Annotated in this window: 21 protein-coding genes; 10 read left to right on the top strand and 11 right to left on the bottom strand. The window is 62.6% G+C overall.

Annotated features, from left to right (window positions below; translation table 11 throughout):
* Positions 1-50: 50 nt before the first annotated feature.
* Positions 51-935 (bottom strand): YkgJ family cysteine cluster protein, encoded by an 885-nt coding sequence (locus GJR98_RS03000; RefSeq protein ID WP_151135324.1) that lies wholly within the window; start codon positions 933-935, stop codon positions 51-53.
* 116 nt (positions 936-1,051) lie between these two features.
* On the opposite strand from GJR98_RS03000, the gene GJR98_RS02995 reads away from it, so the two are divergent.
* The 3 genes from GJR98_RS02995 (at position 1,052) to GJR98_RS02985 (ending at position 3,803) form a co-directional block, all read left to right on the top strand.
* Entirely contained in the window at positions 1,052-1,255 is a 204-nt protein-coding gene (locus tag GJR98_RS02995; RefSeq protein WP_151135322.1) for a DUF7561 family protein, read from the top strand.
* Between the two features lie 71 nt (positions 1,256-1,326).
* On the top strand, positions 1,327-3,192 hold the full coding sequence (locus GJR98_RS02990; protein ID WP_151135320.1) for a helicase C-terminal domain-containing protein: 1,866 nt from the start codon (positions 1,327-1,329) through the stop codon (positions 3,190-3,192).
* A gap of 416 nt (positions 3,193-3,608) precedes the next feature.
* The gene (locus GJR98_RS02985) at positions 3,609-3,803 is read left to right on the top strand and encodes a DUF7317 family protein (protein ID WP_151135318.1); all 195 of its coding nucleotides are present in this window, start codon (positions 3,609-3,611) and stop codon (positions 3,801-3,803) included.
* A 152-nt stretch (positions 3,804-3,955) separates the two neighbouring features.
* Here the strand turns inward: GJR98_RS02985 and GJR98_RS02980 are convergent, their stop codons facing one another.
* From GJR98_RS02980 to GJR98_RS02970, 3 genes are all read right to left on the bottom strand, one after another.
* The gene (locus GJR98_RS02980) at positions 3,956-5,089 is read right to left on the bottom strand and encodes a 60S ribosomal export protein NMD3 (RefSeq protein ID WP_151135317.1); all 1,134 of its coding nucleotides are present in this window, start codon (positions 5,087-5,089) and stop codon (positions 3,956-3,958) included.
* A 48-nt stretch (positions 5,090-5,137) separates the two neighbouring features.
* Positions 5,138-5,776, bottom strand: coding sequence for a phosphoribosyltransferase (locus GJR98_RS02975; RefSeq protein WP_151135315.1), 639 nt, complete (start codon positions 5,774-5,776; stop codon positions 5,138-5,140).
* 89 nt (positions 5,777-5,865) lie between these two features.
* On the bottom strand, positions 5,866-6,756 hold the full coding sequence (locus GJR98_RS02970) for an NAD-dependent epimerase/dehydratase family protein (protein WP_151139373.1): 891 nt from the start codon (positions 6,754-6,756) through the stop codon (positions 5,866-5,868).
* A gap of 137 nt (positions 6,757-6,893) precedes the next feature.
* Here GJR98_RS02970 and htpX point away from each other — a divergent pair, with 137 nt between their 5' ends.
* The 3 genes from htpX to radA all read left to right on the top strand — a co-directional run bounded on the left by htpX (position 6,894) and on the right by radA (position 9,667).
* A complete protein-coding gene (htpX, locus tag GJR98_RS02965) occupies positions 6,894-7,775 on the top strand; it encodes a zinc metalloprotease HtpX (RefSeq protein ID WP_151135313.1) in 882 nt (293 codons plus the stop codon).
* 69 nt (positions 7,776-7,844) lie between these two features.
* A complete protein-coding gene (gene pspAB / locus GJR98_RS02960) occupies positions 7,845-8,450 on the top strand; it encodes a PspA-associated protein PspAB (protein WP_151135311.1) in 606 nt (201 codons plus the stop codon).
* Between the two features lie 185 nt (positions 8,451-8,635).
* Positions 8,636-9,667, top strand: coding sequence for a DNA repair and recombination protein RadA (gene radA / locus GJR98_RS02955; protein WP_151135309.1), 1,032 nt, complete (start codon positions 8,636-8,638; stop codon positions 9,665-9,667).
* A 109-nt stretch (positions 9,668-9,776) separates the two neighbouring features.
* Here the strand turns inward: radA and sufU are convergent, their stop codons facing one another.
* Together sufU and GJR98_RS02945 are read right to left on the bottom strand one after the other, a co-directional pair.
* Positions 9,777-10,202, bottom strand: a complete 426-nt coding sequence (gene sufU, locus GJR98_RS02950; protein WP_151135307.1) for a Fe-S cluster assembly sulfur transfer protein SufU — start codon at positions 10,200-10,202, stop codon at positions 9,777-9,779.
* A gap of 72 nt (positions 10,203-10,274) precedes the next feature.
* The gene (locus GJR98_RS02945) at positions 10,275-10,862 is read right to left on the bottom strand and encodes a mechanosensitive ion channel domain-containing protein (RefSeq protein WP_151135305.1); all 588 of its coding nucleotides are present in this window, start codon (positions 10,860-10,862) and stop codon (positions 10,275-10,277) included.
* A 158-nt stretch (positions 10,863-11,020) separates the two neighbouring features.
* On the opposite strand from GJR98_RS02945, the gene GJR98_RS02940 reads away from it, so the two are divergent.
* Positions 11,021-13,843: a G8 domain-containing protein gene (locus GJR98_RS02940; RefSeq protein ID WP_151135303.1), complete on the top strand. Its 2,823-nt coding sequence runs from the start codon at positions 11,021-11,023 to the stop codon at positions 13,841-13,843.
* A 27-nt stretch (positions 13,844-13,870) separates the two neighbouring features.
* Here the strand turns inward: GJR98_RS02940 and sufS are convergent, their stop codons facing one another.
* Positions 13,871-15,145: a bifunctional cysteine desulfurase/selenocysteine lyase SufS gene (gene sufS, locus GJR98_RS02935; protein WP_225316409.1), complete on the bottom strand. Its 1,275-nt coding sequence runs from the start codon at positions 15,143-15,145 to the stop codon at positions 13,871-13,873.
* A gap of 160 nt (positions 15,146-15,305) precedes the next feature.
* Positions 15,306-15,512 carry a hypothetical protein gene (locus GJR98_RS02930; RefSeq protein WP_151135300.1) on the bottom strand — a complete coding sequence of 69 codons (207 nt, stop codon included), beginning with the start codon at positions 15,510-15,512 and terminating at the stop codon, positions 15,306-15,308.
* Positions 15,513-15,604: 92 nt separating this feature from the next.
* Here GJR98_RS02930 and GJR98_RS02925 point away from each other — a divergent pair, with 92 nt between their 5' ends.
* On the top strand, positions 15,605-16,651 hold the full coding sequence (locus GJR98_RS02925) for a PAS domain-containing sensor histidine kinase (RefSeq protein ID WP_151135298.1): 1,047 nt from the start codon (positions 15,605-15,607) through the stop codon (positions 16,649-16,651).
* A gap of 68 nt (positions 16,652-16,719) precedes the next feature.
* On the opposite strand, the gene GJR98_RS02920 is transcribed toward GJR98_RS02925, so the two are convergent.
* Positions 16,720-17,022, bottom strand: a complete 303-nt coding sequence (locus tag GJR98_RS02920; protein ID WP_151135296.1) for a DUF424 domain-containing protein — start codon at positions 17,020-17,022, stop codon at positions 16,720-16,722.
* Positions 17,022-17,762, bottom strand: a complete 741-nt coding sequence (locus tag GJR98_RS02915; RefSeq protein WP_151135294.1) for a tetratricopeptide repeat protein — start codon at positions 17,760-17,762, stop codon at positions 17,022-17,024. The genes GJR98_RS02920 and GJR98_RS02915 overlap by 1 nt, the downstream gene beginning before the upstream one ends.
* A 91-nt stretch (positions 17,763-17,853) precedes the next feature.
* Between GJR98_RS02915 and GJR98_RS02910 the strand changes: the two genes are divergently transcribed.
* A complete protein-coding gene (locus GJR98_RS02910) occupies positions 17,854-18,447 on the top strand; it encodes a histidine phosphatase family protein (RefSeq protein ID WP_151135292.1) in 594 nt (197 codons plus the stop codon).
* Between the two features lie 26 nt (positions 18,448-18,473).
* Entirely contained in the window at positions 18,474-19,028 is a 555-nt protein-coding gene (gene thpR / locus GJR98_RS02905; RefSeq protein ID WP_151135290.1) for an RNA 2',3'-cyclic phosphodiesterase, read from the top strand.
* 12 nt (positions 19,029-19,040) lie between these two features.
* On the opposite strand, the gene GJR98_RS02900 is transcribed toward thpR, so the two are convergent.
* Positions 19,041-19,982 carry a DMT family transporter gene (locus GJR98_RS02900; RefSeq protein WP_151135288.1) on the bottom strand — a complete coding sequence of 314 codons (942 nt, stop codon included), beginning with the start codon at positions 19,980-19,982 and terminating at the stop codon, positions 19,041-19,043.
* Positions 19,983-20,020 lie beyond the last annotated feature (38 nt).

Here is a 20,020-nt window from a genome sequence, read left to right as displayed (position 1 = left end):
GTTCAGGATGTTAAACTCTCGTCGCGTGAGGGCCGTCGGGCCGCCTTCGCTTAATTGTCTGCTCGAACGACGTCCCACCCGGGAGTCGTGGGTGCCCCGCGTTTTACTTCGACCTCGTCTGGGTGCGGTGCGTCTGCGGCAGACGCTCCGAGAACAGTCGCGATGCCGTTCCACGTCGAGATGAGTTCGCCGGCCCACGACGCTGTTTGCAACGTGCGCGCTCGGGCCTCGCGGGCACGGTCGGCGTCGACTTCGGTCGACCCCGGATGGGAACCGACCGCGACACCGACGAACTCGGCCCTGTCTTCCGGAGTCAACGACCGGCGCTGGAGGCGTTCGACGACGCCTTCCAGTCGCGAGGGGTCGGGGTGGACGAACACCTTCGCGCCGAGGGCGTGGGGGCCGAGGAGCAGGCCGTGTTGGTCCGTGGGGGGTACCTCGTCGACGAGGCGGTCCCCGCCGTAGGATGCTTCGACGCGTTCGCACTCGGTCTCTTGGTCGAGGGTGAGGTTGTGCCCGGGGTACTCCGAACACTCGGCGGGGTAGAGCTCTGTGTCGTGGATGCGACACTGGAGCGTCTCGGGGTCGAGAAAGGCACAGGCACGAAGCCACGTCCGGTCGAGGCCAAACGGGGCGACGGGTTTCGGCGGTTTGCGCATGCCGACGAAGAACGCCGGGTTGCCGCCAATCGTCGCCACGTCGACACCGTCGATTTCGACGCCTTCCCCGGCCGGGACTTTCCACAGTCGCGGTGTGAGTACGTCGCCGAGTCCAGCGTCGACGAAGTTACGAACCTCGTCGCGGGTCAACGGGACGAGGTTGTAGGTGTCGTCGAGTGGTGCGCGCGGTCCGCGTCGCTCGTGGTCCAGCGAAACGGGCGAGACCGGTCGCCAGTCGATGCAGCAGCCTGCACACCCCTCGCAATCGACACGCATGCCATAGAAGTTATACGTCTATCGACATGAATCTCCCGGCGGTCCGTGCGCTCCTGACGTGCCGACTCGGTCACCTGGGCGGGGTGCTTTTGGCGCTCCGTCACCTCACTCGTCGTATGACTTCAGAACCGTGTGACGCCTGCGGGAAGGGCGTCCGCATCGCCGGCGGCATCGGCGACCTGTGGAACTTTCCGACGTCTTCGTCGGGTGGGATGACGCTCGAACTCGTCGACGGGTCGGAGCACTTCCTCTGTTTCGAGTGTATGGAGCAGTTACCGGGTGACCGCGAACCGACCGCAGAAGACGTCGCTGGTCTCTAAGTCACGGTTTTCACGTCGCAGTCTTCGTGAGGGAGCGGTGGATTTAGGCGTCCCCACCGACAGGAACCATCGTGGACCCGTCACGCATCGTCGACTCGTTCCCCGCCCCCAGTTTCCGCGGTAATCAGGAGCAAGCCCTGCGTGACATTCGTGACGCCTTCGAGAGCGGCAACGACGTGGTGTTGGTTCGAGCGCCGACCGGGAGCGGAAAGTCGCTCCTCGCGCGTTCCATCGCGGGCACGGCCCAGACCGTCGAAGAGTCGTCGCCCGCGGACGCGACAGACGCGTACTACACGACGCCACAGGTGTCGCAACTCGACGACGTCGCCGAAGACGACTTGCTCTCGGACCTCAAGATTATCCGCGGGAAGTCGAACTACCGCTGTATCATCCGCGGTGAAGAAGACACCCCAGTCGACCGGGCCCCCTGTGCTCGAACCCGTGGATTCGACTGCACCGTCCGGCACCGGTGTCCGTACTTCTCTGACCGTGCTATCGCCTCCAACCGCCAGATTGCGGCGATGACGCTCGCGTACTTCATGCAGACGGCCGGGTCGGACGTGTTCCGCAAGCGCGACGTAGTCGTCATCGACGAGGCACACGGCCTCGCGGAGTGGGCCGAGATGTACGCGACCATCGACCTCAAACCCCGGACGGTTCCGGTGTGGGACGACATCGGCGTCCCGGACCTCTCCGAGGCGGGTGACCCGGTCGAACGGGCCGCCCGATTCGCCGAGACGCTCGCTGGCGTCTGCAAACGCGCGAAAGACGAGTTGTTGACGAAAGCCGAGTTGACCCCCGACGAGGCCGCCCGCCGTGACCGACTCCAGGAACTCCGCTCGGAACTGAAGTGGTTCGTCGAAGACTACCGCGACCCACAGAGTCCGACCACGTGGGTCGTCGACCAGCACGACGGCGAGGGCTCACCCATCGCCATCAAACCGCTCGACCCGGCGAAGTACCTCCAACACACCGTCTGGGACCGCGGGAACAAGTTCGCCCTCCTGTCGGCGACGATTCTGAACAAAGCGGCGTTCTGCCGGTCGGTCGGGTTGGACCCGTCGAACGTCGCACTCGTGGACGTTGGACACACCTTCCCGGTCGAAAACCGCCCGCTGTACGACGTGACACAGGGGAAGATGACGTACGAACACCGCGACGAGACGCTCCCCAAAATCGCCCGTCTCATCGTTCGGCTGATGGCGAAACATCCCGACGAGAAGGGACTGATTCACTGCCACTCGTATGCGATTCAGGCGGAACTGCGGCGTCGACTGGCCGAGATGGGCCTCGGAAACCGCATCCGTGGCCACGACCGAGACAACCGCAACGAGGAGCTAGAGACGTGGAAAGCGACCGACCGACCTGAGGTCTTCCTCTCGGTCAAGATGGAAGAGGCACTCGACCTGAAAGGTGACCTGTGTCGGTGGCAGGTGTTGTGTAAAGCGCCGTATCTCAACACGAACGACTCACGTGTCGCTCGCCGGCTCGAAGACGGGCAGTGGGCGTGGTACCGCCGCGCAGCACTGCGAACCGTGATTCAGGCGTGTGGTCGAGTCGTCCGCGCACCCGACGACTACGGCGACACCTACATCGCAGACAGCAGTCTCCTCCAGCTGTTCGAGAAGACACGCACCGACATGCCCGACTGGTTCGCCGAGCAAGTCGACCGCATGACGAAACCGGACCTCCCCGAGTTCGACCCTGTCGCGGCCGGCGGGCGCGGAAGCAACGCGAGTCGTGGAGACACGAATCTCGGCGGGCAGTCGTCGCAGCGCACACAGTCTCGGTCGACCGGTGGGTCGGGCGGGTCGAACACGACTCGAACGGGCGGGTCCGGTGGTGGGTCGTCCAGTCGGCGTACGCGCTCGACAGCGAGCGATTCGGACGACGACGGCCGAGATAATCACCCCCTTTCGGACGTCTGGGGCGAGTGATTAGAGGAGGAAACTGACACCGGTAAGCAGCGTCGACCCCATCATCAGTGCCACGAGTGTCAGTGCGAGGAGTTGCTGTCGGTCCATATCCGTTACGTCGGCCAACCGCTAATTAACGCTTTTCCACTGATTTTCGGACGTGATACCGCCGAGTGAACGTACATATTTCTCGGCTTCAGTATGGCCGAATTAATATGTAATAATATATCGTAATACTGGTAAAATACTCGCTCCGTCCAACGGTACTCGCCGCTTCGACACAAATCTTCAATGATTGTTAACGGGTATGTGTGTTTGCGGTACTCAAATTCAAATCTGGTCTACGTATGTAAACACATATGCTCCTTAATCATGTATTTGCCACGCTTTCTCACGAAATAGTTAACAATGAGGGGGTTGATATCGATATATCGGTCATGCACTCCAACGCACTCGCCACGGCGATCACACTGTATCGTAGTGGAACACTGACGCTCTCGCAGGCGGCGACCCACTCCGGGTACTCCGAAGAAGACCTCCGAGTCGCCCTCCAGCGCCACGGTGTTTCGGTGCGTGAGGAAGATGCACCCGTTGCAGCAACGTCGACCGACCACTCGGCGAGTGCAGACTAATTCGGCCCTCCGTTCGACGACGGTCCTTTCTTTGAACGCTGACGCTCGATAGCGCGATTTTTCGAAAAGCGACCGTTTCCTCGGTTCCTCCCCGCACAGTTGCTTCGCCCGTGTGAGATGCCGGTTCCTGTCCGAGTACCTCCCCCGTCTCGCTACTCGTCTGTGTCGTCTTCGACGGCTTCGTCCGGGAGGATGTGGAGTCCAGACTGGCTCTTGAGCACCGGCACCATCGGCGCGTCCGGGTCGAAGTAATCCGGTCGTGGGATAGTCTTCGCCTCGAACGTCTCGGGGTCGAGCACCTGCACTGCGTACTCGTCTTCGACGGTGACGACGGTGGTCTCTTGGGCGTCTTCCGTCGACCCGAGGTGTTCGGCGTCCGGGCGTTCTCCGTCTTCGAACTCGGATTCGTAGTGTTCTCCGGTGGTGAGGCGGATGCCTTTCAGGCGTCCCTTGTTGCTCCTGACGAGGACCGGTCCGTCGTCGTCGTCTTCGGGGTCGATGATGTCACCGGCCGTGTAGCGTGGGAGGCGAGTGACGAAGGTGACACGGTAGACTTCGTTTCCGTCCCCGTCTTCGGTCACGAGCGTCGGGTGTTCGTCGATCGTCCCGCCCAGTCGCTCGCGGATTTGTTTGGCGACGCTGCTCCCCATCTTGTTGGTCGAAATCTTGATGTTCGGGCCGTTGGGCGTCCGTTTGACACTGGAGATGAACGCGTCTCGGTCGCCTTTCTCCTCGCGTTCGGCGATGTAGGACTCGGCGATTTCGATTGCTTCTTCCCCTTCTTCGGTCGTGGGGACGCGGTCGTCGGCGCGAACCTGTACGAGACTGGCGAAGTAGCCACCGGCGATGCGGCCACAGCGCTTGCACGTCTCGCGGGCGATGCTCACCGGGATGACGATGGACTCGTCGACGGGAGTGCCGCGGACGATACCCGAAAAGTGGCAGTGCATCCGGATGTTGTTCTCGTCGATTTGCTCGGGTTCGACACCCCAACTGATATCTTCGGCGTTGAGGTGGACGCCGAGGGAGTTCGACACCTCTTCGATCGCGATGTCGGTGTAGTCGCGGGCACCGACGTCGACCCACCGGTTGCCCCGGTGGATGGCGCCACACTGCGCACAGACGTGGACCTGCACCTCGTCGGGTGCGTCGACGAGCTCGAAATCCTCGAAGTAACACGAGTCGCAGACCACGTCGTCTCGTTCACGAGGCATCCCGGGGAGCGGGTCTTCTCGCTCTGGGATGGGGTCCCCACATCGGGGACAGAAGTCGCGGGATTCGCTCATTGACGGGTCTAGCCCGTTCGACCGCTTAAATTCCGCGCCACGCGTCGACTACTCTTCGGGTTCTTCTCTCTCGAGGTAGTCTGCGGCCTCCTCGTCCGACACCTGCGAAAAGTCACGGTAGAACACACCGACTGCGCCGAAGGCCTCGGGCGCTTGGACCGTCACGACCTCGTCGCACTCGTCTTCGAGTTCCACGACGGTACTCGGTGGCGCGACCGGAATCGCGAGGACGACGCGTTCTGCCCCTGCGGCGACGACTTGCCGGAGACACGCACGAGCAGTTGCACCCGTGGCGACGCCGTCGTCGACGACGATGACGCGCTTTCCTTCGACGTCCGGCAGTGGGTCGCCGTGGCGGTACAGTTTCACTTTCTCTCGTGCCGCCTCGGCGTTGCGTTCTCGCTCCCGGTCGAGGTACTCATCGGTCACGTCGAAGTACGACAGGAGGTCTTCGTTCCACCACGCGCTTCCGTCGCCGGCGACGGCCCCGAGTGCCAGTTCCGGATTCCCCGGAGCACCGACCTTCTTTGCGACGACCACGTCCAACGGTGCTCTGAGTCGGTCGGCAACTTCACGGCCGACTGGAAGTCCTCCCCGGGGGATAGCGAGGACGACGTCCGCCGTTTCTCCCCGTTCGTCGAGCAGGTCCGCGAGTCGGCGGCCTGCGTCTTTTCTATCGGCGAACATGTTATCTAGACCTATGCGCCCCGTTGGGAAAACAGTGTGTCTCGCGTCTGCCGGTTGAGAAGCCGGCACTGCTCCCTACTCGTTCGGCTTCACTCCCAGAGCGTCGGTTCTGGAACGTCCTCGTCGACCGCCTCGCGCCACGAGTGGGCAGGCTCCCAGTCGAACAGGAGTTCTGCTTTTGTCGTCGCGAGGGCGGATTCTTCGCCATCGAGGGTGCATTCTTGTGGCAATTCGCCCCAGAACGCTTCGACGGCGTCAGCGGTCGGTCGCCCGAGGTAGTTCTCTGCGGCGGCGGCGTGAACTGCTTCGTGGCCGTCGACTGGTGTTTCGAGGGCGGCAGCGACGAGTCCGGCAACGTCGCGCACGTCCACGTAGGACCAGCAGTTCCCCGCACCGCCAGCGAGGTCTCCAGATTCCGCGATGTCGCGACAGTTGTACTCACCGGGGTACTGAATCCACGACGGGCGGATGGCACACGTCGAGACACCGTACTTGCGGGTGACCATCTTCGACACCTCTTCGCCGGCGACTTTGGCGGTCCCGTAGGGGTCTTCGGGTCGGAGCGGGTGGTCCTCGGTGATGGGGAGGAAGTCGGGAAGTGGTTTCTCCTCGGCGAAGGCGAAGCCGTAGGCGCTCTCAGACGAGGCCCAGACGATTCGTGCGTCGGCACGCGCGGCGGCGACGAGGACGTTGTACGTCGATTGGACGTTCGTCTCGAAGACACGAGAGCCGGCGTTGCGGGTCGGTGAGGGGATCGCAGCCCAGTGAACCACTGCGTCAGGGTCGATGTCGGCGACGAGGTCCGCAACTTCGCCCATGTTCGTCAGGTCAGCAGCGCGGAAATCGAGGTTCTCGCGGGCGTCGACTTCGAATCCGGGGTGGTCGAGGTCGACGGCGACCACGTCGTACTCGTCGGCGAGTCGGTCGGCAATCCAGCGACCGGAGCGCCCGAGGGCGCCGGTGACGATGACAGTCTCCATATGTTGCAGGTGGAGTTCCGTCGTGCTAAAACCACGCATCTGTGTGCACATTCGTCCACCTGTGTGCTTCCCAGCGCTGGTGTGCGAAACTGTCGCACTCCAACAGCGTTTATTAGCCGGATTACTAATCACGGGGTATGGAATGGAAACCGGACTGGGGACTCCGTGGGCGAATGGCGTTCACGATGTTCCTGTTGTTCGCTCTCTACATCGTCTTCGCGGGAGTGCTGGTCGCGTACTTCCAGAGCCTGACCATCATGGTCTTGTTCATGGGTGTCTTCCTCTTCGCCCAGTTCTTCTTCAGCGACAAGATCGCGCTCTACAGCATGGGCGCACGCGTCGTCGACGAAGACGACGGACCACAGGCGCAGAAGCTTCACGCGATGATTGGCCGTCTCTCCCAGCAGGCGGACCTGCCAAAGCCGAAGGTCGCAATCTCGGATTCGTCCATGCCGAACGCCTTCGCGACGGGTCGGTCACAGAAGAACTCGGCCGTCTGTGTCACGACAGGCCTGCTGCGAACGCTAGACGACGACGAGTTGGAGGGCGTGCTCGCGCACGAACTCGCGCACGTGAAGAACCGCGACGTGATGGTCATGACTATCGCGTCGTTCCTCTCCAGCATCGCGTTCCTCATCGTCCGCTGGGGCTGGCTCTTCGGCGGCGACGACAACCGCCAGAATATGCCGGTCATCGTCGCGATTATCGCGTCGCTGCTGGTGTGGATTATCTCGTACCTGCTCATCCGGGCGCTCTCGCGCTACCGTGAGTACTCCGCCGACCGTGGGGCGGCAATTATCACGGGTCGCCCGTCGGCGCTGGCGTCCGCCCTGCTGAAGATTTCGGGTCGAATGGAGAACGTCCCGAAGCGCGACATGCGTGAGACTTCGGAGATGAACGCGTTCTTCATCATCCCCATCAAGTCCGACTTCATCGGAAAACTGTTCAGCACCCACCCCTCGACCGAGAAGCGTGTCGAGCGCCTCCGCGACATGGAGCGCGAGATGGAGACGTTCTAATCCGAACTCGGTTCTCACCGTTCTCGTTTCGATACACCCTATAAGTTCTCGGACACCCTAGCGGTGCCCATGGGACTCTTAGATTCGCTTCGCTCTGTCCTCGGTATCAGTGCCGAGTCGGACGCGACCAGTCGGGCCGACCCCGACGACCTCTTCGGCATGAGTACGGCGTATTTGACGATGGAAGCGGACCTCCGATTCGACTCGGCCGACGAGGCAGCACTCTGTTTCTCTTCCGTAGACAGCACTGACTTCGAAGACACCGTCGACGCTGTCGAGGCGATTCTCAGCGCCGGGAGCGAAGAGACCGGGACGGAGTTCAAACGTCACACCGACGGCCACGGCTACAACTGGGTCGTTCTCGTGGACGACGACCCCGAGGACCTCGTGACGAGCATCCACTTTGCCGCCGACGAGTTCATCGAACGAGGCTACGGGTCGCGCCTTCTCGCTGCACTCTTCGGGTTCCGGAAGGCTGACGACCGCGTTTATTGGATTTACTCGTTCCGCCGCGGTGCGTACTACCCCTTCGCGCCGCAGGGCACTTCCAAACGAAACCAGCAACTGGAGTTCAAACTCGAATCAGTCCTCGACGGTGAACTCGAAATCGAAGACGACGAGGGGTACTGGTACCCGCTGTGGCCCTCCACGCCCAACGGTCACCCGTGGGAGTGATTCCGAACAGTCGCTCCTGACTTCTCTGTTCTCCTCGTCTCGCTTCTCTGCTCGCGCCGCACTCTACGCGACTTCCGACTTGAACCCTCGTCAGACGCTCGTCACCGACTCGCTCTCGTCTCTCGATTTCACTTTCACCCTGCTGTTAACGAGGGTTTATGTGGGTATGGGCGGAACGACGATGTATGGCAGAAGACGACCTCGAAAGTCTCCCCGGTGTCGGCCCGGCAACCGCCGACAAACTCGTCGAGAACGGCTACGACAGCTATCAGTCCATCGCAGTCGCCAGCCCTGGCGAACTGTCGAACAAGGCTGACATCGGTTCGAGCACGGCCTCGGATATCATCAACGCGGCACGCAAGGCCGCCGACGTCGGTGGCTTCGAGACCGGTTCGATGGTCCTCGAACGACGCAAGGAAATTGGCAAACTCAGCTGGCAAATCGACGAGGTAGACGAACTCCTCGGCGGCGGACTCGAAACGCAGTCCATCACCGAAGTGTACGGTGAGTTCGGTGCCGGTAAGTCCCAGATTACCCACCAACTCGCAGTCAACGTCCAACTCCCCCGCGAACTCGGTGGTCTCGGCGGTGCGTGTATCTTCATCGACTCCGAAGACACGTTCCGTCCCGAGCGTATCGACGACATGGTCCGCGGCCTCGACGACGACATTCTCCAGACGACGATGGACGAGCGCGAAATCGAAGGCTCGCCGGACGACGAAGACGCGATGGAAGAACTCATCGCTGACTTCCTCGACAAGATTCACGTCGCGAAGGCGTTCAACTCCAACCACCAGATTCTCCTCGCCGAGAAGGCCAAGGAACTCGCTGGCGAGCATGAAGACTCTGACTGGCCGGTTCGACTGCTCTGTGTCGACTCGCTCACCGCCCACTTCCGTGCCGAGTACGTTGGCCGCGGACAACTCGCCGAACGCCAGCAGAAGCTCAACAAGCACCTGCACGACCTGATGCGAATCGGCGACCTGTACAACACTGGTATTCTCGTGACCAATCAGGTCGCGTCCAACCCCGACTCCTACTTCGGTGACCCGACCCAGCCGATCGGTGGCAACATCCTCGGCCACACCTCGACGTTCCGTATCTACCTCCGCAAGTCCAAGGGCGACAAGCGTATCGTCCGCCTCGTCGACGCGCCGAACCTCGCCGACGGTGAGGCAGTCATGCGCGTGCAGGACGGCGGTCTGAAGCCCGAATAAGGCCGACTGGCTGCGAATACACGTTCTTTCTTCCCCCTTTCGGCACTACACCACCCAGTAGCCACTGCGCTCAGCAACCAGTCGAACGAAGAGAAAATCGCGGCTCGGCTTACGCGTCGTCTTCGGTCTTCGTCTTCTCGATTTCTATCTCACCTTCGTGAATCTTCGCGCCGTCCTGTGCGACCTGTCGGGCGAGGACGGCACACTTGATTCGCATCGGTGAGATGTCGACGCCGAGCATCTCGGTGATGTCGTCGGTGTCCATCTCGTTCAGTTCCGAGAGCGTCGTTCCCGGGAGTCGTTGCGTGAGCATGCTCGCGGACGCCTGACTGATGGCACACCCATCACCGGAGAACGCGACGCGCTCTATCGTCTCGCCGTCGTCGGCGAGCTGCACGTCCATCGTAATCGTATCGCCGCAGGAGGGGTTCTCCCCCGTGTGACTGAACGTCGGAGACTCCAGTCGACCGTGGTTACGGGGGTTCTTGTAGTGATCCAAAATCTGCTGACGATACATGTCTGAGCCAATGCCCATTGGTGTTCGTCGGGGGTACGCCCGACCGCCGTAAAAGGGTTCCGGGGTGCCCAAATCGGTCGATTTCGGCGATTACGCCGATTCGGTCCCAGAGACAGTCGTCGCGTCCACCTCGTCGAACTTCGTCCACTTCTTTTCGACGTCGCGGTTCGCGACGACCACCGTGTCGCCCTCGTCACTCTCGAACCGTGTCTTCCGAAGTTCGATGGCCGCGACTGTCCCAGTGACTGGGTCGGACTTCACGCGGTCGCCGGGATTGAAGTCGGGGTCTCGAAGGAGGTAGACACCGGCGACGGTGTCGGCAATCATGTTCGACAGTGCGTAGGAGACGCCCAGTGCGATGAACCCTGTCGCCGTCCCGAGACTCGCCGCAATCTCTTCCATGCCGACGATGTTCAAGAGTGCGAGTGCCGTGCCGAACCAGAGGAAGACGCCGGCGATGGCGACGCCGAGGTCGACGACGAGTTCCTGCTCTTCGGGATAGAGGCCGTCCAGGGCACCCCGAAGGAGGTACAAGATAATTTTGATGCCGACGTAGGCGAGTCCGACGAAGACGATGCCAGCGAGTACCTTCGGTGCCGCGTCGCGAACCACGGTGCCGAATTCGATGAGCGTACTTTCGAGGACGTCGAGGACGAACTCAGTCACCGATTGGAGCATGTGGTCCGATGACGTATCAGTCCGCCAAAGTCTTTCGCCCGGTGTAAAACCGAGTGTCGGCGGTCCCGACGAACGGTGCGGGTCGAAGATGTTTGGGTCCAGTTTTATGCGAGTGCATTCTTTCGATACGGATGTTCTCCCGAACCTGAACGGCTCCCATGTCTGACGACCCTCCTGCCTCCAATACGACCGACCGTGCGCTCGTCACCTCCCGTCGTGCTTTCCTCGCCGGACTCGGCGTTGGTGCCGCAGGGACAGCGGGTGCGCTGACTGGCGTTCCCGACGTGACGCGCTTCGTCGACGGCGACGACGGCCACTCTGATGCACATCACGTCCGCGCACTCGTCTCGACTGACGACGTCACTCACCGAGCGGCCGGTGGTCGCTGGCGCGATGCCGACGCGTGGGATAGTGCGGTCCCCGACGACGGTGCTCGTGTCCTCGTCCCCGAGGGCGTGACGATGACGCTCGACCACGAAGCCACCGCTCGTCTACGGACGGTTCGCGTCGATGGGACGCTCACAGTCGACCCGACGGCGACGACACAGCTCCTCCTCGACACGCTCGTCGTCACCGAGACGGGGACACTCGAACTCGGAACGCCCGAGAACCCCATCGAGCGAGGTGCTGGCTCCCGACTCACGTTCCTCGACCGTGGTCCACTCGACGAGGCGGCAGACCCCGTACGAATCGGGCGCGGGTTGCTGACGCTCGCCGGCGCGACCATCCGAATTGCCGGTGCGACGGTGACGCCGTGGGCCACTCTGGAGCGCGCGCCCCGAGCCGGCGATGCGGAACTTCTTCTCGCCGAATCACCGACTGGATGGGAAATCGGTGACACGCTCGCCCTCGCCGGAATGCACCCCGACCGCGACGAAGACGAGGTGCTGACCGTCGCCGGCGTCGATGGTCGACGCGTCCGTCTCGACACGCCGCTCGAATTCGACCACGTTCCGCCGCGCGACTCGTTCTCGGCAGTCGTCGCCTCGTTGACCCGTGCGGTGACACTCGAATCCGAGTCGTCGCAGACGAACCGCCGTGGGCACGTGATGTTCATGAGCGACGACGTTCACATCAGCCACACCGGGTTCTCGTCGCTCGGCCGCACCGACAAGTCTCGGCCCTTCACCGACCCAAAGAACGGTGTCCCACCCAGCGATGCCGACCCGAACCCACAGTCTCGGTACGCTTGCCACTTCCATCGCACTGGAACCAGCACCGAGAATCGACCGCGTGTGGTCGAAGGCTGCGTCGTCGATGGCAGTCCCGGTTGGGGCTACGTCAACCACGCGAGTCACGTCCGATTCGAAGACAACGTCTCGTTCCGTGTCTTCGGCGCGGGATTCGTCGCCGAGACGGGTGCCGAACGTGGAACGTTCCGTCGGAATTTTGCGCTCCGTTCGCACGGGTCCGGGTCGGTCCCCGACGGTCGGCAGTTCAAAGCCGACTCCGAAGGGAACATCGACGACTTCGGCCACGGTGGCTACGGATTCTGGTTTCAGGGGCCGGCCGTCGTGGTCGAAGACAACGTCGCCGCCGGCCACAGACACTACGGCTTCGTCTACTGGAACCGAGCGAAACCCGACGCCGAAGTCTCTCCCGAGACACTCGATAGCCTCGTCGGGAAGGTTCCGAACATCCCCGTCGAAGCCCTCGATGGCCAACCCGAACTCGCTCGCTCCGACCGCGTCGAAGACGGGATGGTCCCGTCGAGTTTCGTCCGCTTCGCGTCGTTCGCTCGCAACACTGTCTTCGCCTCTGGCGGCGGCCTCGACATCTCGCGGCACATGTTCACGTTCTCGCACGACCGGGTCGACGCCTACAGCGTCGTCGAGGACTTCACCGCGTTCAACATCGGGTCACACTACAGTCAGTGGGACCACCTCCGAACGCCCAACGACCGTGGTGCGCAGGGTGGAGAAAACGGCATCTCGATTCGCTACAGTGCGAACGTCGTCCTCCGAAATCCGACGCTCGTCTCAGGGTCGGGCGGCCGCCGTGGCGTCGGCATCAACCGAAACCACGCACCCGCGAACGTCCACGTCGAGAACCCCGACGTCGAAGGCTGGTTCGTTGGAATTCGTGCGCCACCACGCGGATCTGCACCGATTCGTGGCGGCAGACTCGACAACTACATCGACGTCCACGTCATCGGCGGGACCACCGACCGCCGCTGGTCGAAGAAACAGCAAATCGACGTAGAGGGAGTCGAGTTCGCCGAGAGCGGCCGTGCCGACCTGTTCCTCAGCGCCGAACTCGACGACCACATCTACGGACTCTTTACCCCCGAGGGGCACGTCCGCCGCGACGGTGAGGCGCTCTACTTCGCCGAGCAGGCACCCGATTTTGTCCCGTTCCCGACGAACTCCGACCTGAACGCTGCCGACCCCGATGACGACGCCCTCGCCGACTTGAGCGACGTGTCGCCGAACGCGCTCGTCGGCAAAACGAACGCCGAGTTGTTCGACGCCTACGGCCTCGCCGTCGAAGGTGACGTGCGTCCGGACGACGCCGGCCCTGCTCCGGGTGTCGAAGGTGGGTTCGTCGTCGGTGGGTCTGGTCCGGCAATCTCCGAGTCGCTCGGCCCGGTCGAACGCGTCCACTCTGCCGAGGGGTCGGTGTACGAACTCGGGCGCCTTCGGTCGGACGAACCACTGTACGTCTTCGACGAAGCGACGTTCCTCACGGTCCCGGGTCGGTACACTGGACTGCCGTACATCCGCCCGGAACACGACGACGCCGACTCGGAACGTCAGTCGTTCTTGACGCTCACGCTCTCGGCACCGGCGACTGTGTTCGTCGCCTACGACGCCGAGACACGGCCGAAGTGGCTCTCGGGATGGACAGACACTGGCGATACCATCGGGACGACTGATGGGACGCGACGTGTCTACCGAAAACAGTTCGACGCGGGCACGGCCCGTCTCGGCGGTGCACCCGATACGCACTCGATGTACACCGTGTTCGTTCGAGAGCGATAAGAACGAATCGAGGGTTCTGACGCCGCCTCAGGCGAAGAGGTCGCGTGCAACCTGGAGTCCATCGACCAACTTGTCGACTTCCTCTTTGGTGTTGTAGATGTAGAATGACGCTCGCGTCGAGGCGGATGCGCCGAGGATGTCGTGGAGCGGTTGCGTACAGTGGTCGCCGGCGCGGATGGCGACGCCCTGCTCGTTGAGGATGCTCGAAAGGTCGTGCGCGTGGACGCCGTCGAGGTTGAACGCGACGAGGCCACCCCGGTCGTCGCCCGGCGGCCCGTAGATTTCGATGTCGTCGAACTCGCTTAGGCGGTCGTAGGCGTACTCGGCGAGGAGTTCTTCGTGGGCCTGGACGTTCTCCATGCCGATGTCGTCGAGGTAGTCGACGGCGGCGGCGAACGCGATACCCTGTGCGATTGGCGGCGTTCCGGCCTCGAACTTCCACGGCAGGTCTTCCCACGTCGACTCCTCGAAGGTGACGCGACGAATCATCTCGCCGCCGTAGAGGTACGGGTGCATCTCTTCGAGGATGTCGCGCTTGCCGTACAGAGCGCCGATACCGGTCGGGCCGCACATCTTGTGTCCCGAGAACGCGAAGAAGTCTGCGTCGATGGCTTCGACGTCGACCGGACGGGTCGGCACCGACTGCGCGCCGTCGACGAAGATGTACGCACCGACTTCGTGGGCCATGTCGGCGAGCTCCGAGACGGGGTTGATGGTACCCAGCGTGTTCGAGACGTGGACGACCGAGACCATCTTGGTCGACTCGTCGATGAGTTCCTTCGCGTGTTCCATGTCGAGTCGGCCGTCGTCGGTGACACGGATGTAGCGAACGTCGGCACCGGTCTTCTTGGCGATTTGCTGCCAGGTGACCAGTGAGGCGTGGTGCTCCATCTGCGTGAGGACGACGGAGTCACCGGGACCGAGTTCTTCGAGACCCCACGCGTACGCGACGAGGTTCATCGCCTCGGTGGTGTTCTTGGTGAAGACGACTTCTTCGCGGCCGCCGGAGGCGCCGATGAACTCGGCGACTCGGTCGTGAGCGTCCTCGTATGCGACCGAGGCCTCCTGACTCAGGTGGTGGATGCCACGGTGGACGTTCGAGTTGTAGCCGTAGTAGTAGTCGACGATGGCGTCGACGACTTGCTTCGGGGTGTGGCTCGTGGCGGCGTTGTCGAGATAGACGAGGGGGACGGTGTCGTCGTCGTGCTCGCCGGGCGTCGAGATGTCGCCGCCGACCTTCCGCTGGAGGATTGGGAAATCCTCACGGATGGCTTCGACGTCGACAGGGTACGATTCCTGCACTCCCATTGCGAATGAGTTACCACCCGAGGCACAACACGTCTTCGGTCCCGGCGTTCGCGTGAAACTAAAACCCGTTACGTGACCCGGCGTCTGTTGCCGGAGAGAGCGACGACCGTGGGGGGCCACGAGAAATCGGTCGTCGTTTCGGTGGGTCGCTGGCCTACGCGTCGTACCGATTCAGGTTCTTGAGATAGCTGTACCACCCAACCACACCGAGAACGGCGACGACGAGGACGCCGAGAACACCGAGCGTGCCGGCGACACCGACCACGACGAGTGCGAGGAGGAGGCTGACGACGAGGAGTAACCCGATTATGGCGTCGAGTTTGACGAGCACGGCAGGATGGATAGTAGGCTTCGAAGACACAGCGTGTATGGCTCTCTGTGGAAAAGTACCTGTTGGCGAGCACGAACGTCTCGGGCGCATCAATGAAGTACTGGACGCGTGTGTATCGGTGTATGTCTCCCTCGTCTCCTCTCGCCTCGTCCAGTTTGGACGCGCTTCCGATGCAACTCGCGATTCTGAACACGGACGGCGAGATCATCTACACGAACGAGGCGTGGCGAGCGTTCGGCGAAGCGAACGACTACGTCGGCGACAGCAGTTTCGTCGGAGAGAACTACCTCGGTGTCTGCGAACTCAGCGACGACGGAAGCTTACACGCCGTCGCCGACGGGATTCGGTCGGTCATCGACGGTGAGACAGACGACTTCTCGCACGAGTATCCGTGCCACTCACCCGACGAACGGCGATGGTTCACGATGCGTGCCACTCGGTTCTCCCACGAGGAGGAGACGTACATTCAGGTCGTCCACTTGAACATAACCGACCGGAAACTCGCCGAACTCGAAGTCGACGAGAAGGCTGGACGACTACAGAACGTCGCCAACATCCTGTCGCACGACCTTCGGAACCCGCTCGCTGTCGCCCTCGGGTACGCGCAGACGCTCATCGACGAAGGAATCGCGACCGAGCGCCTCGGCCGTATCGTCGACTCACTGGAGCGTATGGACGACATCGTCTCAGATGCGCTCGTGTTGGCCCGACAGGATTCGGTGACGCAGTTGGCCACTGTCGACCTCGAATCGGAGGCCCGCACTGCGTGGTCGCACGTCAAAACAGCCGACGAGTCGTTGGTCGTTGCCGACTCGGTGGCGTTCGAGGCGGACTCGAATCGCCTCGCACACATCTTCGAGAACCTGTTTCGCAATTCGGTCGAACACGGCCGTCGAGACACCGACTCCCAGTTGACTGTGACGGTGGGAACACTCGCTGACGAGACCGAACACACCGGATTTTACGTCGAAGACGACGGCGTCGGCATCCCCGCCGACGAACGCGACGACGTGTTCGACGATGGATACTCGTCGGAAACCGATGGAACGGGTCTCGGACTGTCGATCGTCTCGCAGGCCGTCGACGCCCACGGGTGGTGTATCGAACTCACCGAGTCAGAATCAGGCGGTGCTCGGTTCGAAATCACGGGCGTCGAACTGGGCGAGTAGACGAGAAGCGACTGCTCGTCGGTGGTCGAAGACGAGAAAACCAGACGACGTGGTCGACGGCGACGAGATTACCGAAGCCAGAGGAGCTGTGCGTGGAGCGTCCCACCGACTTCGAGGACCGTCTCCTCGTCGACGAGGCCGGCGTCGATGGCGACGTTCACCGACTCTTCACCGACGATGTTGGCGACGGTTGCGCGGGTGAGGCTCTCGACGACGGCATCTTGGTCGACCGTCTGGGCCTCTTCGCCGCCGTAGAAGTCTTCGGTCACGTCCAGCGAGACACCGCCGTCCGTGTACGTCTCACCGATGCAGTCCGCGTCACAGACTGAGACGAGGAGTCCTTCCGGGGTCTCGCGTTCGCGAAGCAGCATCAGTAGTCCTCGACGAGTTCCGCTTCGGCCTGCTCGCGAATGTCGTCAGCCTGTTTTTGGGCCTGTTCTGCCTCTTCGTCGCGGCCGAGTTCTTCGAGTGCGCGCGCCTTCTCTTCGTGGACGGCGGGCGTCCGCATTCCGAGACGGATGGCGTTGTCGAACGCGTTGACCGCGTCTTCGCTCAGGCCGCGTTCGAGGAGGAAGAACCCACGGTTGTACCACGCCTGGGGGAAGCGGGGGTCGAGTTCGACGGCACGTTCTGCGTGGTCGAGGGCGTCGGCAGTCTGTCCCGACTCCCACAGCGCGTACGCGAGGTTCGTGTGGGCCGTCGCGGCGTGTTCGCTGTCATCGTCGACTCGGAGCGCCTCGCGGTAGGATCCGACTGCTTCGTCCCACTCTTCGAGCTGGGCGTGTGCCGCACCTTTGTTCACCCACGCCTCCTGTGCGATGGGCGAGTCTTCGCCGGCGAAGCGTGCCGTCCGCTCGAACGCTTCGGTCGCTTCCTCGAACCGGTTGATTTGCATGTACGAGAGGCCCACGTCGAGCAGTTTCTCGACGTCGACGTCCTCGGGGTCGATGTTGCGACGGTCGAGGATGTCGGTCAGGACGCGCGAGTCAACTGGGTCGACCTTCGTCGGGTCCACCGAGAGTTCGGGTGGGTCGAGCGAGAAGTCGGAGTAGTCCTCGTCGAACCCCTGCCCCTCAGAGAAGCGGTGGGGTCGCTTGCCGTCGTCGGTCATATAGGCGCGATTGGGATTCACGGCGGTTAAACGCTACGTCAGAGGGGCGACACCGACCGCTTTTTACTCACAGTTCGTGTACTCTCGCCGAATGTCACCCCCCTCGACGACTGTGGTCTCGTTCGTCCGACACGCGCACTCGCCGTACGTCCCGAACGCCGAGCGGCGTCGTGGGCTCTCACAGGAGGGTCGGCGGGCGGCCGCCGCCATCACGGCCCACCTCGCTCCTGTCGCCGACATCGTCGTCACGAGCCCGTTCGAACGTGCTCGCGCAACCGTCGAAGGAATCGCCGACGCTGCTGGCGTCCCACTCGTACTGGACGACGACTTGCGAGAGCGCGAACTTGCAGGGGAACACGTCGAGGACTTTGACGCGGCTGTCGAACACCTCTGGGCGAATCCGACGGCCTCCCATCCAGGTGGTGAGTCGCACGCCGAAGCACAGGAACGCGGCGTCGCTGCCGTCGAACGACTGGTCGACGCGTACCCCAACCGCCACGTCGTCGTCGGGACGCACGGAACGCTCATGGCACTCGTGTTCAACGCCTACGACCCCCGTTACGGCTACGAGTTCTGGAGTGGCCTGTCGATGCCCGACGTGTACGAAGCGACGTTCGTCGACGGCGAACTCGCCGGTATCGTGCGGACGTGGGTGCCACCGAACGAGGAGTCGGCGGAAGCTTAACGTCGTTCTCCCGTCATTTATCCTCCATGCGGCTCTTCCTCGCTCTCGACCTGCCGTCGTCGCTCTCGGAGGGTGTCGCCGCGGCGCAGGCGTTGCTCCACGACGCGGGTGGGCTCCGATTTACCGACCCTGAACAGGCCCACATCACGCTGAAGTTTCTCGGTGAGACGCCATCGGACCGCGTCTCTGCAGTCGAAGAGGCGGTCGAATCGGCCATCGACGCTGCCGACGTCGGCCCGTTCGACGCCTCGGTTGGTGGGTTGGGTGTGTTCCCCTCACTGGACTACATCCGCGTCGTCTGGACTGGTGTGGACGACGGTGCCGACGAGATGATTCGCCTCCACGAGGCCATCGAACGGGAGACGACAGCGATTGGATTCGATGCCGAAGGTCACGACTTCTCTCCACACGTCACGCTCGCCCGCATGAACGACGCGCGCGGAAAGGATTACGTCACGCGTGTCGTCCAACACGAAGACCCAACTATCGGGTCGTTCCCCGTTCGAGAGGTGCGGTTAAAGAAGAGCGAACTCGGTCCCGACGGCCCCGAATACGAGACAGTCTCTCGATTCTCGCTGTAACCGTTTCTCGATTCAGTCGTCGACAGGTTTGCGTTTCCGTCTCCGTTCGACTGCGCGACGAAGCACTCCACGAAGCGACTCTCGCTTGAACAGCAGGAAGCCACCGAAGATGAGTGCGAACCCAGCGACAGTCGTCAGTGTCGGGACGCGGTCGAGAACCAGCCACTCTGCGAGGGCGGCGAACAACGGGATGACGTACTCCAAGAGGCTCACCTCGATGGGTCCGATTCGGTCGAGGAGCCAGAAGTAGAGGAGAAAGCCTCCGGCACCTGCGACGACCGCGAGGTATCCCGTCGCGACGAGTGTCGTCGGAATCCACGTCGCGTCGGCAGCAGACTCCCACGGGAGCGCGATACTCGTCACGTGGAGCGTAATCGCACCGATGAGCATCATCCACGCCTGCACCGCGAGCAGCGACATGCCCGTCTCGCTGTCGTGGGTGAGTACGGCCCCGAGGGCGAACGCGATGGCGGACCCAAACACCAACACTGCGCCGACGAGGTTCGACGACAGCAAGTTCTCGGGGTTCGGGTTGGCGATGACGACGAGGCCGAGGAATCCGAGGACTAGCCCCGCCGCCTGAACCGACGAGATGCGCTCTCGCGTGGCGGTCAGTCGAGTGAGTGTCGGCGTCGCGAGCGGGATGATGCCGAGGAGAACGGACGCGACGGACCCGGGGACGTACACCTGCCCCGAGAACAAGAGTGCGTGGTGGGCCCCGATGCTGAACACGCCGCCGGCGAGAATCGGTCGCCACTCGCTTCGCAGTTTGGGGAGAAACCGGTCGCCACGGGCGATGGTGAGCGCGAACAAGAGGACGGCAGCGATGTCGAACCGAATCGCCGCCAGAAACGCCGGTGGAACCGTCTCGAGGGCGATTTCGGTCGCGAGGAAGGCACTTCCCCAGACGGCAGAGAGAGCGAGAAAACCGACGAGTGTACGGGCCCGACTCATTCATCCGTGATTCTGTACCGACGATACTGAATGAGTCG

Source organism: Haloferax marinisediminis, from assembly GCF_009674585.1.
In the GTDB taxonomy this organism is placed as follows: domain Archaea; phylum Halobacteriota; class Halobacteria; order Halobacteriales; family Haloferacaceae; genus Haloferax; species Haloferax marinisediminis.
This window is presented reverse-complemented; position numbering and strand designations above follow the sequence as displayed.